Here is a 15750-nt window from a genome sequence, read left to right as displayed (position 1 = left end):
TAAGTGGTAAAATAATACTTAGAGGTGATTAACAATGGGTATTAGAGATTGCCTTAGGTTAAAAGATCCTGAAGAAGTTACAAATACAATAGTGAAATTCATAATGAAACAAGTTGAAAAACTCAATGCAAATGGTGTAATTTTCGGGCTTTCTGGAGGTATTGATTCTTCTCTTGTTGCATTTTTGCTTAGAAGGGCACTTCCAAACGACAAAATCCTTGCACTTTTTATGGGTGAGCGTGATACTCACCCACAGAGTTTAAAACATGCACGCATAGTTTCCGATGCCCTTCATATAGAACTAAAAGAAATAAATATAACTGGAATTCTTAAGGCTATAGGTGTTTATTCTCTTGAGCCACCTACTTTGTTTATTCCACGCAAATTTCAAGAACGTTACACTATAAATAAATATTTACAAAATCAGGATGAAAAAGAAACCACCTTTTTGAAATCCCTCAAAGGTGGAGCGGGAAATATTGAGATAATGAAAGGTAATGCGTATTTACACACAAAGCACCGAATAAGAGCAGTACTGTTGTACTTTTATGGAGAACAAATGAACTACATTGTTGCAGGATGTTGCAACAAAACAGAAAAACTCACAGGATATTTTGTGAAATATGGAGATTCGGCATCAGACTTTGACCCTATTGCAGACTTATACAAAACTCAGGTAAGAGAGTTGTCGGAATTTTTGGGCGTGCCAAAAGAAATTATTGAAAAACCACCTTCGCCTGACCTTGCACCTGGTTTAACCGATGAGTTTGCACTACAAATGCCATACGAAAAGATTGATATGATATTATATGCACTTGAGCACAATCTTGAAAGCGAACTCAAAAATGAAAATATAACTGAGAAAGAAATCGAATATATCAAGACTCTCAGGGAATTATCATCTCACATGAGGGAACTTCCACCATACCCAGAGATTGAAAATTAAGTAAGGTTAATTAAAAGCCAATAAATATAAGAGCATATGAGTAAGTTTTAACCAATATTTTTTTGAATTTTTTATTTTTTTTTAATTTGATTTGATATGTGATTCAGGTATTGACAAAAAAATTTTTTCTATATAGAATTTAATAGATGAATCATATATCAAAAATAAGGAGGAGGTTATGGAAGATTTGCCAAAGATTTTAGAGGGTGTTAAAGCATGGTTTGTTGAGACACCCAGGCTTAAACAGTTTGTTAGAGTTCCTGAGAGAAAAGGTTCTGATGTACCTGTTCTCTTTGTGCATGGTAATTTTACTTCTGGTACTTATTTTGAAGAAACAATTGTTTCTTTATCAGACAAATTCTATGGAATTGTACCTGATTTACGAGGTTACGGTCTTACTGAAGACAAAGTTATCGATGCAACTCTAGGGTTTAGAGATTGGTCAAATGATTTGAAAGAGCTATTAGATGCTCTAAATTTAAAAAATGTCCACCTTGTTGGTTGGTCTATGGGAAGTGGAATTGCAATGCAATTCACAATTGATTACCCGGAGATTGTGCGATCTCTTACACTTATTTCTCCTGTTTCGCCTTTTGGTTTTGGAGGGACAAAGGACTTAAAAGGAACTCCCTGCTATGAAGATTTTGCAGGTTCCGGTGGTGGCACGGTTAATCCAGATTTTGTTCAAAGGATAAAGGAACATGATACAAGTGATCTTGACCCCAACTCTCCAAGAAATGTTATAAATAATTTCTATTATAAGCCACCATTTAGGGCAAAAAGAGAAGAAGATTATTTGAGAGCATCTCTTCTTATTAAGATTGGCCCCGATAGATATCCTGGTGATTTTGTTCCATCTCCAAATTGGCCGAACGTTGCACCAGGCAAATTTGGCCCTGTCAATGCAATGTCTCCAAAATATGTAAATTTGAGTAGTATTACAAAAATTAAAAATAAAATCCCTATTTTGTGGGTTAGAGGTGAAGCAGATCTTATTGTTTCAGATAATTCTTTCTTTGACTTTGGATACCTTGGAAAGATGGGATTCATTCCTAATTATCCAGGCGAGGATGTTTACCCCCCACAACCAATGGTATCACAAATGAGATTTGTTCTTGAACAATACAAAGAAAATGGTGGCAAATACTTTGAAGAGGTTATGAAAGATTGTGCCCATTCACCTCACATTGAGAAGTTCGAAGAGTTTAATAGGTTGTTAACTAAGTTTATAGAAGAAAATAACTAGGAGGAATTATGGAAAGGTATGCAAAGATTCTTGCAACTGGGATGTATCTTCCTGAGAAAGTTATTACTAATGAGGAACTTTCTCAAAGGTATGGTTTTGATGTCAGTCAATATCTATCAGGGATTACCTTAAGACACATTGCGGCAGAAAATGAAAGCGCATCAGATCTTGCAGTGAAGGCTGCAGAAGATGCTCTCAAAAAAGCTAATATGAAGCCAGAAGAGATCGATCTTCTCATCATGACAACCGATGCACCAGATTACATAACACCACCCACTGCACCTGCTATTGCCTATAAATTGGGAGCTAAAAATGCAGGAGCTTTTGATGTTAATGCTGCATGCGCTGATGCTGTTATTGGTATGAGTATTGGAGCTCAGCATATTATGTTCGATAAAACCGTTAACAACGTCCTTGTCGTTGCACCCTATGCAATGTCAAAGTGGATTGATTGGGATAACAAGGTCTTGGCGCCTATGCTTGGAGACGGAGCATCTGCTCTCATTCTTACAAAATCTGATGAGCCAGGGTATATCGCATCAACGATTGTTGCAGATGGGCAATACTGGGATTCTTATGGCATATATGTTGGTACAAAATACCACATTACAAAGGAAATGGTTGAAAAGAAGGAACATCTTTTAAGATTTCATCCTAATTTTCACAAGTATCCACCTGATGTAAACTATGGAAACTGGCCTAATGTTATCAAAAAAACGCTTGCAAAAACTAATTACAAAGTAGAAGACCTTGATATGGTCATTTTTACACAAGTGAGGTTAATTGACATCCAAAAATCGATGGAGGCACTTGGACTTCCAATGGAGAAGACTCACACCATTATGCAAAAATATGGTTATACTGGCTCTGCTTGTGCATTTATGGCACTCGACGATGCAATAAGAGAAGGAAAGATAAAACATGGTGATCTTATTGCGTTTTGTACGTCTGGTGTAGGGTACGTAATGAGTTCTGCTTTGTTTAGGTGGGTTTAAGGAGGTTTTTATGGATAGATTGAAAGGGAAGGTAGTAATAATTACAGGTGGTGCCTCTGGTATTGGGAGAGAAACTGCCCAGATTTTTGCAAAAGAAGGTGGAAGGATTGCAATTTTTGACATGAATGAAGCGGGACTAAGAGAAGTAGAAGATGAAATCAGAGCTACAGGCGGTGAGTGTATTGGCTATAAAGTTGATGTGTCAGACTTTGAGAGCGTGAACTCTGCCGTTCAAAAGGTTTTAAATGATTTTCATACTATTGACGTTCTTGTTAATAACGCAGGAATTACAAGAGATAACTTCCTTGTTAAGATGGATATAGAGGACTGGAATAGAGTTATTGCAATTAATCTAACGGGCACTTTTAATTGCGGGAAGGCGGTACTTCCCATTATGATGGAGAAGATGAGTGGCGTTGTCGTTAATGTTTCTTCCGTTGTCGGTGTTTACGGAAATATTGGTCAAAGCAATTATGCAGCAAGTAAGGCTGGCGTAATAGGTCTTACAAAGACATGGGCAAAAGAGTTTGGAAAAAAGGGAATTCGTGTGAATGCTGTTGCGCCTGGTTTCATTAAAACTCCAATGACTGAAAAAGTTCCTGATAAGGTTATCGAATATATGGTTTCAAAGACACCAATGGGACGTATGGGTGAAGCAAGAGAGGTTGCAAATGCAATTTTATTCCTTGCTTCAGATGAAGCATCATTTATCACAGGGCATATCCTCCATGTCGATGGGGGACTTGTAATATAAAAATTCAAGAGGAGGAAAGCATGAAAAAGGTATTAGTAATTTTGTTAGTCTTAGCGATGGTTTTTGGAGGAGTTGTTTTTCCAAAACCGGTTCAAGCGCAAAAGGAATTTTTCCTTACGCTTGTTGTGGGTATAAACCTCTATCAACTTAATGGTGTTAGTAAAACTGCAGATGTCCCTCCTGTAATTGTAAACGGAAGAACGTTTGTACCAGTGAGGCTTGTTTCCGAATCATTTGGGGCTGATGTTTCCTGGGACAATGCAACAAGAACTGTAACAATCAGAAGTGATAATACGACTATCACTTTGAAGGTCGGAAGCAAAACTGCAACAGTAAACGGGAAGCCATATACACTTGATGCAGCACCCTACATTTTGGGCGGAAGAACGATGGTTCCTATAAGATTCATTTCAGAGGCATTGGGACTCTACGTATATTATGAGCCACAGAAGAGGGTTATTTATATAAGTGCAAAGCCATCCTATACGGTTCCTGGTGTCACCGATACAGAGATAAAGATTGGAACATTTTCTGCTCTTTCTGGGCCTCTTGCAGTAGTTGGTGTTCCGTTCTATCATGGATTCCAATCTTATATTAATTGGATAAACGATCAGGGTGGAATTTATGGAAGAAAGATTACAGTGCTTGTGGCAGACGATCAATTTAACCCAGCACTTACGGTAACAGCAGTTAAGAAATTTGTTGAAGAGGATAAAGTTTTTGCAGTAGTTGCAGGGCTTGGTACCCCAGGTTGTCTTGCAGTGATGGATTATCTTAATAATAATGGAGTTCCATTTGTTTACCAGGGATCTGGGTCATCTAAACTTTCAATACCTCCCAAAAAGTATGTCTTTGCAGTTCAACCAAACTACTATAACGAAGGACAGATTTTTGTAAAATATGCAAAAACTCTTGGACTTAATAATTATGCACTTCTCTACCAAGATGATGATGCAGGTAATGAAGGTGCACAAGGTGTTGCACAAGGAATTGCAAAATTTGGGGGAAATCTTGTTTATAAATCATCTTTCCCCGGAACTGAGACAGATTTTACCCCATACCTATTGAAAGTTAAAAATTCTAATGCTGATGTACTTTTCGTATATGCGCCAGCAAACACAAGTATTGGTGCAAATATTGTTAAAACCGCAAAGTCTCTTGGATTAACTCAAAAGATATTCCTTCCTTATTCCTATTCAGGCATTGTGGCAACAGCTGGCTCTGCTTCTGAGGGTGTTTATGTAACAGGATGGGTAGACTTCTCAAATCCTGAGGATCCAGGCGTTAAGAAGTTCTTTGAAATCTGGAAAAAATATTATCCAAATGATAACTCACTTCTTTACTCTTATGCGGTTGCAGGCTTTGTTGCAGGAGAAGTATTCGTCGAGGCATTGAAAAGGGCAGGCAAGTATCCGACAAGAGATGCAATTGTTTGGGCGCTTGAAACATTCTATGGATGGAGTGGTTTGCTTGCAAAGGACATAAGTTATGGACCAAACGAAAGAGCAGGTAAATACTCGATGTTCTTCATGCAGGTAAAAAACGGGCAACTTGTAAAAGTCTCTGATTGGATTTCTGTTTTGAAATAATTTAAAAATACGAGGGAAGGGGGAACCCTTCCCTTTTAAATCAAATAAAGGAGTAGATATGCTTGAGATAAAAAACTTAACGGTAAAATTCGGCAACCTTGTTGCAGTTAACGATTTTAGCATGGTGGTTTCTGAGGGAACAATTCACTCTTTGATAGGACCAAATGGTGCAGGAAAAACAACTGTTTTTAACGCAGTGTTCAATCTTGTTCCCTATGGTGGTAGTATTAGTTTTTTAGGAACGGATCTTAGGAAAGTTCCAACTCATGATAGACTTTCTTTTGGTCTTATGAGGACTTACCAAAACCTTAGTATTTTTTATTCAATGACTGTTGAGGAAAATATAAAAATGGGGCTTCAACCAAAATTAAAAACCAACTTATTGAAGGATTTTATCGGGTTTGACGTATTTAATACCAAGGAAACTAAAGAAAAGGTAGATTTCGTTTTAGATCTTTTACAGATAAGGCATTTAGCAAAGGCATTTCCTATGTACCTTCCATACGGCACTCAAAAACTTGTAGAACTTGGAAGAGCAATCGTCTCAATGCCTAAACTCGTTCTGCTTGATGAACCTGCTGCAGGGCTTAATGATGAAGAAAAAGAAGAGATGAAAAAAATTCTTCTGCACCTTAAGGAAATTGGCATTACATTAGTTGTTGTGGAGCATGATATGGGAATAGTCATGGATCTTTCTGATGTTGTTACAGTGATGAATTATGGATTGAAGATAGCAGAAGGTAATCCCCAAAGCGTTTTGCAAAACCCCGAAGTAATTGAAGCATATCTGGGGGTGGAAGATGCTTAGGATAATTGATCTTGTTTCTGGATATGGACCAATTGATGTCCTCCATGATATAAATATTGACTTTAAAGACGCAAAGATTGTATCGGTACTTGGTGCAAATGGTGCAGGTAAGTCAACTCTTCTTAAAACAATTTCCCATATCGTAAAGCCAAAAAGAGGTTCCATAATTTTTGATGGTGTTGATATAACTCACTTTGAGCCATCGCAAATTGCAAAGATAGGTATTGCTCATGTTCCAGAAGGACGTCACATATTTCCAAATCTCTCTGTGAAGGAAAATCTTTTAGTGGGCGGGTATTTTAGAAACAAATTTGAAAATGAAGAGACGTTGAATTTTGTTTTTGAACTCTTCCCTGTGCTGAAGGAAAGAATAAACCAGGAGGCAGGTACTCTATCTGGTGGCGAGGCACAGATGCTTGCAATTGGGAGAGGGCTTATGGCAAAACCAAAACTCCTTCTTTTAGATGAACCTTCCTTGGGTCTTGCTCCAAAAATTATTTCGGAAATATTCCATGTGATAAGAAAGCTTGCAGACGGAACAGACTTAAAGGTTCTTCTTGTCGAGCAAAATGCAAGAAAGGCTCTTGACATTTCAGATTATGCATATATCCTTGTTCTTGGACGCATTGCACTTCACGGACCTCCCTTAGATCTAAAGGAAAATGACGAAGTAAAAAAATTGTACCTCGGAGGAAAATATGTTTAGTCTCATTTTTAGAGGAATTGCAACTGGCTCTATCTATAGTCTTACTGCGGTAGGCATCGTCTTGATTCTCTCTACAACAAATGTTATGAATTTTGCACAGGGCGATGTAGGAATGTTTCTGACTTATATTGCTTTTCTTTTTATTGCACGTCAAGTCCCACCATACCTTACACTTCCAGTAGTTGTTGTTGCAGGAATACTTCTTGGTGTTCTGCTTGATAGAGGTCTTATGACTAAGGCAAGAAAGAGTTCACACCTTGGTATGGTTATGATAACTCTTGCACTTACAATGATTCTCGAGGGGGTTGTTGCAACTTTCTTTGGTAATATCCCATTATATTTTCCACCGATTATCCAAGGAGATCCAATTGTTATAGGGAACGTTATAATGGATAGGCAAAATATATTAACAATTTTTATTGCTCTTATCATATTTGCTATGCTTTTTCTAATCCTCTATAGAACTAAAATTGGCATTGCAGCACGAAGTATTGCAGATGATGAGTATGGAGCAACTGTTTTAGGGGTACCCATTAATAGAATTACAACTTTTATCTGGGCACTATCATTTGGCATTGCAGGAATTGCAGGGCTTATGACGGCACCAAGATTATCTTTAGAACCTACATTTATGATAGTTGTGCAACTCAAGGCTTTTATTGCTGCAGTCCTTGGAGGCATGGGCTCAGTTACGGGCGCAATCTTTGGTGGTCTTATTCTTGGTGTACTTGAAAACTTCATTGCTTATTATATACCCTCTATAAAGGAAAGTTTTTCTCTAATTCTTGTTGTTGTAATTCTGCTATTTCTACCTCACGGTATTTTTGGAAGACGTGAAGCAAGGAGGGCATGATGAAGAAGAATCTCATATACATAATTTTAGGTGTAGTTGTTCTTGTGATTCCTATATTACTTAAAAATAGGCCGTCTCTTGTAGGATACCTAAACCTTGTAATGATATATTCAATTGCTGTTATTGGACTTAATCTCCTTTTGGGAATTGCAGGACAAATATCTTTGGGACATGCAGCATTTATGGCTATTGGTGGTTATACATCTGCGATTCTTGTTATGAATCTTAATCTACCATCTTTATTGGGGATTCTCTTAGGTGTTATTTTTGCAGCATTTTTTGGTTTTTTGATAGGCTTTCCTTCCTTGAGGTTAAAGGGGTTTTATCTTGCAATTGCAACTATGGCACTAAGTACTGCAATAACGGATATAATTAAAAGACTACAAATAACAGGGAGTGATCATGGCCTTATGAATATACCCCCTATAAGTATTTTCAATTTCTCATTTTCAAGCGAGATTTCAAAATACTATTTATTCCTTGTATTTCTTGTGATCACTATCATCCTCATTAGGAATTTCTTAAGAGGCAAGAGTGGCATGGCGCTTAGAGCAATGAGGGATTCTGAATATGGAGCACTTGCCTGTGGAATAAATATATCTTATTATAAAATCCTTGCCTTTGTCATTTCATCTGCTCTTGCGGGACTTGCAGGTGCGCTTTATGCCCACTCTATATCATATCTGCACCCAATGAATTTTGGATTAGGACTATCAATTGATTTTCTTGCAATTACAATTATCGGTGGTCTTGGAACACTCTTTGGACCAATCCTTGGGTCATTTTTGTGGATAATTCTTCCAAGATTTTTTGGCACTCATCTTGAATCTATGGCAACAGTGGTTTTCGGTATAATCCTCATAATCATTGTACTTTTTCTGCCAAGGGGACTTTATGAGATTATTGAAAAGTTTGATAGAATACTCAAAAGACCAGTAGGAGCAAAATAAGTGAGAAAAACTTCCGATAGGAAAGAAGAAATAATTAAAGAAGCAATAAACGTCTTCAAAGAAAAACGTTTTGATAATTGTTCAATAAGTGAGATTGCTCGTCGTTTGGGCGTACGTACTTCTCTTATTTATTATTATTTCAAAAACAAAGATGAAATTTTTAGAGAAATTGTCGGATATTTTAGAGATGAACTTTGCAAAAAGATAGAAGTGGCATCCACAGTTGATGGAACTCCATTTGATAAAATTTCTTCCATCCTTTTAGCATACAAGGATTATACAAAGACTGAGCGAACACTTTATGATATTTTTAGGGAAGTTGAATTTGTGGATAGAGATCTCGCCTTTGATTTCTATGAAAGACTTACTGGAAGAATTAAAGATGCTTTAAAACAAAGTCTTATTGAGGGACTCGACTCTGAAGCAATATCTTATGCAATCCTTGGGAGTATATATTTTGTTGTTATAAAGAATCTTATCTGGGAGAACAAGCCTGATATTGAAAAGGAGTTTGAGGTAGTTAAACTCGTGCTTAAAAATGGCATTGATAAAATTGGTAACTTTGCTCCTTACATTATTCCTAAAAAGGAACTTTCTCTTGAAGAAACCCAGTCATTTGAATCAAGAGGCGAAAAAACACGGTATAGCCTCATTAAGGCTGCTGAAAAACTCTTTGGAGATCGTGGCTACAACGAAACGCAGATTTCAGATATTGCATATCATGCGCATGTTGGACTGGGTACTTTCTATCTTTACTTTAATAGTAAAAAAGATGCCCTAAAAGAGGTAGTACAGTTTGTAAACAAAATGTTAAGGAAAAATTCCTGGTACTATTGCAAGGATTTTACAGATAGGCGTGAGATAGAAAATGCAGGGATTCAGGCATTTTTTTATCAATTTAAGACAATGGGAAATGATTATAGAATTGTGCGTGAGTCAGAGTTCATTGATAAAGATATTGGCGTTTGGTACTACACAAGAATTGCATCATCTTATGCAAAGGGTCTTCTTGAAGGGATGAGTAGGGGAGAGATAATTGAAACCGATCCCGAAACTCTTGCATATATTCTTATGGGTATCTCTCATACGGTTGGTATAAGATGGTTTGTCCTTAATAAAAAGAAAGGACTATCCGATAAATCAATTCTCTCAGTACTTGAATTTATAATGCACGGATTAAAAGGAATCTTAAAGGAGGATTAAATGGACGTAAAAGAAGAATACAAGAGAAAACTCCTCGATATTGAAGGAGTTTTAAATAGGATTAAATCTTTTGATAATGTAGTCGTTGCGCTTGGTGCATCACAACCAGTCTCGTTTCTTTCAAATTTGCACCTTATAAAAGATAGGGTGCAGGGAGTTAATATTATTTCGTGCTTGCTTCTTAAGGAATATGAATTTTACAAATATATTGACAGAGAAAACGCGCCATTTACGCTTGAGAGTTGGTATCTTGGAAATTTTGAGCGTGCTCTTTACAAGCAGGGTAAAGCAACATACATTCCAAATAACCTTCATGCAGCATCGACTGATAAGATCCAATCAAAACATGTAAATGTTTTTGTAGGCACTGCAACACCAATGGATAGAAACGGATATTTTTCGCTTTCACTTGGTCTTGTTTATGAGAAAGATATGGTCGAGAATGCCGATATTGTTATCCTTGAAGTAAATGAAAACACGCCAAAGACATTTGGAGATACGCATGTGCATATAAGCGAAGTGGACTATGTTTTTGAAAGTAAGGAGCCCATTATTGAAGTACCTTCAGTAGAAGCAACCGAAGTTGAAAAAAGGATTGGTGAGTTTATTTCTGAACTTATTGAAGATGGCTCAACAATCCAACTTGGAATAGGAGGGATTCCTAATGCAATTTCAAAATTCCTTGAAGGCAAAAAAGATCTTGGCATTCACACTGAGATGATGACAGAGGGAATGGTTGATTTAATTGAGAAAGGAATTGTAACAAATACAAAGAAAAACCTTTTCAAAGGTAAAACTGTTGCAGCGTTTGTCATGGGAACTAAAAAGCTTTACGACTATGTAGACGAGAACATTTCAGTTGAAATACACAGAGGGAAATTTGTAAACGACCCGTATGTAGTCTCTCAAAATGAAAAAATGGTAAGCATAAATACGAGTTTGGCAGTTGACCTTACAGGACAGGTTTGTTCGGAGTCCTTTGGATTCGAGCAATATACAGGAACTGGCGGACAACTTGATATGCATAGAGGCGCAGTAATGTCTAAAGGTGGGAAAGGTATCATTGCTATGCGCTCATCAGTAAAGAATGATACTATCTCAACAATTGTCCCGATGCTTCCCTTGGAAAGTTTTATTACAATCCCCCGGCAAGATGTCGATTACATTGTGACCGAATATGGTATTGCTCATCTTCGAGGTAAAAACCTTAGAGAACGTGCACTAGAATTGATAAACATTGCTCATCCAAATTTTAGAGATTACCTTTCAAGCGAAGCAAAAAAGATGAATCTAATTTAAGGAGGAAGAACTAATGAAAGATGTCTATATCAGTTTACCTTTAAGAAGTCCTACAGGAAAATTTGGCGGAAGTTTAAAGGATATTCCTGCAACAAAAATTGCAGGTGCAATTGTGAAAAAGATTCTTGAGGAGACAAAAATCCCGAACGATGTGTTTGATGATGTAATTTTCGGGAATGTGCTTCTTACTGGAGAAAAGATGAACCCGGCAAGGCAGGCTGCAATATTTGGGGGTGTAAGCGAAACCGTGCCTGCAATGACAATAAACAGGGTTTGTGGCTCTGGTCTACAGGCAATTGTATCGGCTACAATGGAAATTCAATCGGGGTATGCATCATCTATTATTGCAGGAGGAATGGAGAATATGGATCAGGCGCCATATATCCTTCCTAATGCAAGATACGGGTTTAGACTTGGTGACACAAAACTTTATGATGAAATTCTTTTGGACGGTCTCAATGACGCATTTACAAATAAACACTCAGGACTTATCACAGATGAGTATCTCGTTCCCAAGTATGGGATTACACGCGCACAGCAGGATGAATTTGCCTACGAAAGTCATATGAAAGCAGCAAAGGCGATTAACGACGGTAAGTTCAAAAGTCAGATTGTCCCAATAACTTTGCCAAATGGAAATGTATTTGACACAGATGAAACTGTGCGTCCCGACACAACAATCGAAAAACTTTCAACACTTAAACCTGCTTTCAAAGAGGGTGGCACAATTACTGCAGGAAATGCTCCATCTCTAAATAGTGGAGCAGCATCAATGATTATTTCAGATGAAGATGCTGTTAAAAAATATAATCTCCCTGTGTTTGGGCGTGTTGTGTCTTATGCGATTTCAGCAGTTGATCCAAATTTCTTCGGCATTGCACCTGTTTTTGCAATTAGAAAGGCGTTAGGTTTAGCAGGCCTTGAGATTAATGATATCGACCTTTTTGAAATTAATGAGGCCTTTGCTGCAATTGCTCTTGCAATTCAAAAGGAGCTTAATATTCCCAGAGAGAAACTTAATGTTAATGGCGGTGCAATTGCTTTGGGACACCCGATTGGCGCAACAGGTGCAATCCTCACAACGAAAATTCTTCACGAGTTAAAATTACGCAATGCAAAGTACGGACTTGTGTCACTTTGTATTGGCGGTGGGCAGGGTATAGCGGTAATCTTTGAAAGGGTATAGAAGGGTAAGAACAAAACTATTTTCTTCATACTTTTGTTGAAGGAAAGCATAGCCTTCCTTTAACTTTATTGCTAAAAGTATCCTTGCCTTTAAGTGAAAGTTTTGAGTGATGAATGCTTTACATTATTATTTTAACAATTTAACAAGCTCATTTACTTCCTGGGGGAGAGTAAAATTTCCATCTGACCCAGGTTCAAATTCAATTGTTTTCACAACAGCATCAAGATTAAGTGCTCCGTAAATGTGTGGATAATAGTCATATCCACCACTTTCAAAACGAATGTGAGCCTTAACTTTTGAGGAATCAATACAGAGCAAAACTAAACCTTTTTCATTCTTAAAATTAGAATTAGCTATTTTGATTATCTGTTCAGGAGTAGAACAGTGAATAAAACCTTCAAGAGACAAACTTACCGGGCTATATTCGCCCTTTGTCAAGGCATTCTCCCAATCTTCATGTTTTGCAATATGCAAAATCAACATAGCTATCACCTCTTAGCTCATTTTACCAAAATGTTAATGTGTGTTCAATTTTTTAAGCGATCTTATGTTTATTATATAATTAAATAATGTAATTGAACTTAACTTTGAGTTCACCTAACTTACGGTATGTATTGCAATACCTAAAATGATAATCATTTTGATGAGAGCATCTCCATTAAAACTCACCCAATTCAAATAGAGGATAGTCATTTACTTGCCACTCGAAATGTAGTGAGTAGCCTTTTCTTTTAATCTGAAGAAGGAAATTGTCTACCCAATGATTTACCAAAACTGAGGAGATATCTCCTCTGTTTATATTGGAGGGGGTAAAAGTCCCCCATCAACCATTAGAAAGGGGTACCCCCTTTCTAACTTACCCCCCAAGGCAAAATTATTATTAGGGGGAGTGTTGAGGGGGCGGTTTTCAATTTAGAGGGGGATTTGAAATTCTCCCCCTCTAACTCCCCCTAAAAGGAGGAGATTTCTATTACTCGAAGGGGTAAAAGTCCCCCTTCGGACTACCCCAAAAGGAGGAGATTTCTCCTCACTACGTTCGTCGAAATGACAATCGATGGAAGGGGGGTGTGCCCCCTTCTAACTTTCCCCCTAAAAACAAAAAGAATAACTTTTCACTTTCATTTGTCATTCAGAAGCCAATTTTTCCTTGTCATTCCGAAAGCAATTTCTGTCATTCTGAAGCCGATTTTTATTTGTCGTTCCGAAGCCGAAGGCGAGGAATCTCCTCAGTTTTGGGGGAGTATTGAGGGGGGTTGTTGCCCCCTCAAAATGGTTGTCATTCCGAAGTGGCGTAGCCATGAGAGCTTTTAGAATTTTCAAGTTTTTGTTAATATCTTAAAACTCCTTGACTAATCTTTACTTTAAAGTAATATTCCTTCTTCTTTTAATTTTTGCTCAATTCTATCAAGGATTTCCTCTGATTCTCCACCGATGTGGTGAAGGTGAATACCATGGGAGAGTGTTAAAAGAGGTTCAGCGTGAGAAGTTTCCATAGCGGTAATAAATGCTTTTACATCATCAAGTGTCTTTAAATTGAGGTATCCTTTTATCTCTCCGTATACGGGATGCTCAACAATAACATCTAACACCTCTCCCCCGTTTGAAACAATAATTTCCAGTTCTTTTCTTATATCGCTTTTCTCATGCTTGACTGCAACAAGTCTTACAAACTTTGGTGTTTTGCTATTTAATATGTATCCCCTTGCAGTTGAGATAATGTTATAGCCTCTGCTTTTAAGGACCGCAATGTCCTGTACGATTATTTGTCGTGTTACTCCAAGTTTGTTTGCAAGGACAGTGCCACTTATAGGCACGTTATCTTCAAGTAATTTTAAAATCTCTTTAATACGTCCTTCTTTTTCTTTCATCCTATACTTTCACCTTTAGTTTCTTTTCCTATTATAAGGACAAGAATACCACCTATTACAAGTATAACTCCAAGCGTTGAGATTGCAAAAGCTAAATTTTTAAATTGAGAAGATATGAATATTGGTGCAAGGATTCCAGCGACTCTTGCGAGTGCTCCAGCAGAGCCATTTGCAGTTGCTCTAAATTCTGTTGGATAAAGTTCAGGCGTATATGCATAGATTATTCCCCAGGCACTCATACAGAAAATCGTAAGAAGACTTCCATTTATTAAAATTTGATTTGGTGTCTTTGATGTTGTAAAGATAAATGCCATAATGGATGTTCCTAAAAGGGATATAAACAAACTCTTTTTTCGTCCAATTGCTTCAATTAGGTATGCACCAAGCAAATATCCCGGAAGTTGCATTACTAACATTGTGAAGGTATAGTTTATCGATTTTGTGATTTCTGTTCCAATTAAACTTGAAATAACTTTAGGAAGCCATGTAAAGAATGCGTAATAAGAAAAAGATATGACAAACCAAACATAGAAAATCATAAGTGTTGTTGGAAAATATTTTTCTCTAAACAAATTTAAAAATGGTAATTGAAGAACTTCCTCTTTCGTAATCTCTAAAGTTCCCCCATAGTCTATTCCCAAAAGTTTTAGATTTTTCTTTGCTTCATCAATTTTTCCTTTCTTAAGAAGAAATTTTATTGATTCAGGGATAAACTTGAGGAAGATAAGCGTTAAAAGTCCCAGTAGAAATACAACATAAGTTATGGAATAATTGGTTTTTCCAATGGTAATTGCAACAATACCTATGATTATTGAGCCGATTGCCCAACTGCCTTCAAGAATTACAAGAAGTCTCCCTCTTACGAGTTTTGGCAAAAATTCTGTTAGATATGCATTTACAACAGGTAAAAGCCCTCCAAGACCAAGTCCTGTGATAAATCTAATTAAAATAAGTATTGAGAAATTAACTTTTAATCCTGTAAGAGCGCTAAAAATGGACACAATCGAAACAAGAACTCCCATTAAAGGCTTCCTTCCTATTATGTCTGCAATATTCCCAGAAATAATTGCACCTATAAGCATTCCGAGGAATGTAAAAGATGCAATGAGGCTTGCAACAGTACTTTGTAAACCATAAGTTTGAGCAATTTTTGGAAGTGTGAGGCTTAAAACCATTACTCCTCCCGCAACGAAACTCCAATAAGTTGAAGCGATTAACACTAATTTTGTTTGTATGCTTTTTGAGCCCCTTTTTTCCAAAAATTCTTCTATATCCATTCTATCAACCTCCGCCATATTATACATATGTATATACACTTGTCAAAGAGCTGTAGGATTTTTGATTTCT

15 protein-coding genes are annotated in these 15750 nt (G+C 37.1%); 12 read left to right on the top strand and 3 right to left on the bottom strand.

What is annotated here, in order from left to right:
* The first annotated feature begins 34 nt into the window (after positions 1–34).
* The 12 genes from nadE to ACMV0E_RS05000 all read left to right on the top strand — a co-directional run bounded on the left by nadE (position 35) and on the right by ACMV0E_RS05000 (position 12535).
* A complete protein-coding gene (nadE, locus tag ACMV0E_RS05055) occupies positions 35–946 on the top strand; it encodes an NAD(+) synthase (protein WP_416085291.1) in 912 nt (303 codons plus the stop codon).
* A 178-nt stretch (positions 947–1124) separates the two neighbouring features.
* On the top strand, positions 1125–2192 hold the full coding sequence (locus tag ACMV0E_RS05050) for an alpha/beta hydrolase (RefSeq protein WP_416085290.1): 1068 nt from the start codon (positions 1125–1127) through the stop codon (positions 2190–2192).
* A gap of 8 nt (positions 2193–2200) precedes the next feature.
* Positions 2201–3187, top strand: coding sequence for a 3-oxoacyl-ACP synthase III family protein (locus tag ACMV0E_RS05045; RefSeq protein WP_416085289.1), 987 nt, complete (start codon positions 2201–2203; stop codon positions 3185–3187).
* Positions 3188–3197: 10 nt separating this feature from the next.
* On the top strand, positions 3198–3941 hold the full coding sequence (gene fabG / locus ACMV0E_RS05040; RefSeq protein ID WP_416085288.1) for a 3-oxoacyl-[acyl-carrier-protein] reductase: 744 nt from the start codon (positions 3198–3200) through the stop codon (positions 3939–3941).
* A 20-nt stretch (positions 3942–3961) separates the two neighbouring features.
* Positions 3962–5530 carry an ABC transporter substrate-binding protein gene (locus ACMV0E_RS05035; RefSeq protein WP_416085287.1) on the top strand — a complete coding sequence of 523 codons (1569 nt, stop codon included), beginning with the start codon at positions 3962–3964 and terminating at the stop codon, positions 5528–5530.
* A gap of 58 nt (positions 5531–5588) precedes the next feature.
* Positions 5589–6338, top strand: a complete 750-nt coding sequence (locus tag ACMV0E_RS05030; RefSeq protein WP_416085286.1) for an ABC transporter ATP-binding protein — start codon at positions 5589–5591, stop codon at positions 6336–6338.
* Complete coding sequence (locus ACMV0E_RS05025; RefSeq protein WP_416085285.1) at positions 6331–7044, top strand: ABC transporter ATP-binding protein; 714 nt, start codon at positions 6331–6333, stop codon at positions 7042–7044. Before ACMV0E_RS05030 ends, ACMV0E_RS05025 begins: the two co-directional genes overlap by 8 nt.
* On the top strand, positions 7037–7897 hold the full coding sequence (locus ACMV0E_RS05020) for a branched-chain amino acid ABC transporter permease (protein ID WP_416085284.1): 861 nt from the start codon (positions 7037–7039) through the stop codon (positions 7895–7897). The genes ACMV0E_RS05025 and ACMV0E_RS05020 overlap by 8 nt, the downstream gene beginning before the upstream one ends.
* Entirely contained in the window at positions 7897–8847 is a 951-nt protein-coding gene (locus ACMV0E_RS05015; RefSeq protein ID WP_416085283.1) for a branched-chain amino acid ABC transporter permease, read from the top strand. The genes ACMV0E_RS05020 and ACMV0E_RS05015 overlap by 1 nt, the downstream gene beginning before the upstream one ends.
* Complete coding sequence (locus ACMV0E_RS05010; RefSeq protein WP_416085282.1) at positions 8848–10050, top strand: TetR/AcrR family transcriptional regulator; 1203 nt, start codon at positions 8848–8850, stop codon at positions 10048–10050.
* Positions 10051–11349: an acetyl-CoA hydrolase/transferase family protein gene (locus tag ACMV0E_RS05005; RefSeq protein ID WP_416085281.1), complete on the top strand. Its 1299-nt coding sequence runs from the start codon at positions 10051–10053 to the stop codon at positions 11347–11349.
* A gap of 13 nt (positions 11350–11362) precedes the next feature.
* Entirely contained in the window at positions 11363–12535 is a 1173-nt protein-coding gene (locus ACMV0E_RS05000) for a thiolase family protein (RefSeq protein WP_416085280.1), read from the top strand.
* Positions 12536–12661: 126 nt separating this feature from the next.
* Here ACMV0E_RS05000 and ACMV0E_RS04995 read toward each other — a convergent pair whose 3' ends face one another.
* From ACMV0E_RS04995 to ACMV0E_RS04985, 3 genes are all read right to left on the bottom strand, one after another.
* Complete coding sequence (locus ACMV0E_RS04995; RefSeq protein WP_416085279.1) at positions 12662–13018, bottom strand: DUF952 domain-containing protein; 357 nt, start codon at positions 13016–13018, stop codon at positions 12662–12664.
* Between the two features lie 878 nt (positions 13019–13896).
* Positions 13897–14403: a transcription repressor NadR gene (locus tag ACMV0E_RS04990; protein ID WP_416085278.1), complete on the bottom strand. Its 507-nt coding sequence runs from the start codon at positions 14401–14403 to the stop codon at positions 13897–13899.
* Complete coding sequence (locus tag ACMV0E_RS04985; RefSeq protein WP_416085277.1) at positions 14400–15680, bottom strand: MFS transporter; 1281 nt, start codon at positions 15678–15680, stop codon at positions 14400–14402. The genes ACMV0E_RS04990 and ACMV0E_RS04985 overlap by 4 nt, the downstream gene beginning before the upstream one ends.
* Positions 15681–15750 lie beyond the last annotated feature (70 nt).

Source organism: Caldisericum insulae, from assembly GCF_047785965.1.
Taxonomy (GTDB): Bacteria; Caldisericota; Caldisericia; order Caldisericales; family Caldisericaceae; genus Caldisericum; species Caldisericum exile_A.
This window is presented reverse-complemented; position numbering and strand designations above follow the sequence as displayed.

Bases quoted from the DNA above. Each gene is read 5' to 3' on its own strand.
- ACMV0E_RS05030 (WP_416085286.1), top strand. From the start codon at position 5,589: ATGCTTGAGATAAAAAACTTAACGGTAAAATTCGGCAACCTTGTTGCA.
- ACMV0E_RS05025 (WP_416085285.1), top strand. From the start codon at position 6,331: ATGCTTAGGATAATTGATCTTGTTTCTGGATATGGACCAATTGATGTC.
- ACMV0E_RS05015 (WP_416085283.1), top strand. From the start codon at position 7,897: ATGAAGAAGAATCTCATATACATAATTTTAGGTGTAGTTGTTCTTGTG.
- ACMV0E_RS05050 (WP_416085290.1), top strand. From the start codon at position 1,125: ATGGAAGATTTGCCAAAGATTTTAGAGGGTGTTAAAGCATGGTTTGTT.
- ACMV0E_RS05005 (WP_416085281.1), top strand. From the start codon at position 10,051: ATGGACGTAAAAGAAGAATACAAGAGAAAACTCCTCGATATTGAAGGA.
- ACMV0E_RS05000 (WP_416085280.1), top strand. From the start codon at position 11,363: ATGAAAGATGTCTATATCAGTTTACCTTTAAGAAGTCCTACAGGAAAA.
- ACMV0E_RS05035 (WP_416085287.1), top strand. From the start codon at position 3,962: ATGAAAAAGGTATTAGTAATTTTGTTAGTCTTAGCGATGGTTTTTGGA.
- nadE (WP_416085291.1), top strand. From the start codon at position 35: ATGGGTATTAGAGATTGCCTTAGGTTAAAAGATCCTGAAGAAGTTACA.
- ACMV0E_RS04985 (WP_416085277.1), bottom strand. From the start codon at position 15,680: ATGGATATAGAAGAATTTTTGGAAAAAAGGGGCTCAAAAAGCATACAA.
- ACMV0E_RS05020 (WP_416085284.1), top strand. From the start codon at position 7,037: ATGTTTAGTCTCATTTTTAGAGGAATTGCAACTGGCTCTATCTATAGT.
- ACMV0E_RS04995 (WP_416085279.1), bottom strand. From the start codon at position 13,018: ATGTTGATTTTGCATATTGCAAAACATGAAGATTGGGAGAATGCCTTG.
- ACMV0E_RS05045 (WP_416085289.1), top strand. From the start codon at position 2,201: ATGGAAAGGTATGCAAAGATTCTTGCAACTGGGATGTATCTTCCTGAG.
- fabG (WP_416085288.1), top strand. From the start codon at position 3,198: ATGGATAGATTGAAAGGGAAGGTAGTAATAATTACAGGTGGTGCCTCT.
- ACMV0E_RS04990 (WP_416085278.1), bottom strand. From the start codon at position 14,403: ATGAAAGAAAAAGAAGGACGTATTAAAGAGATTTTAAAATTACTTGAA.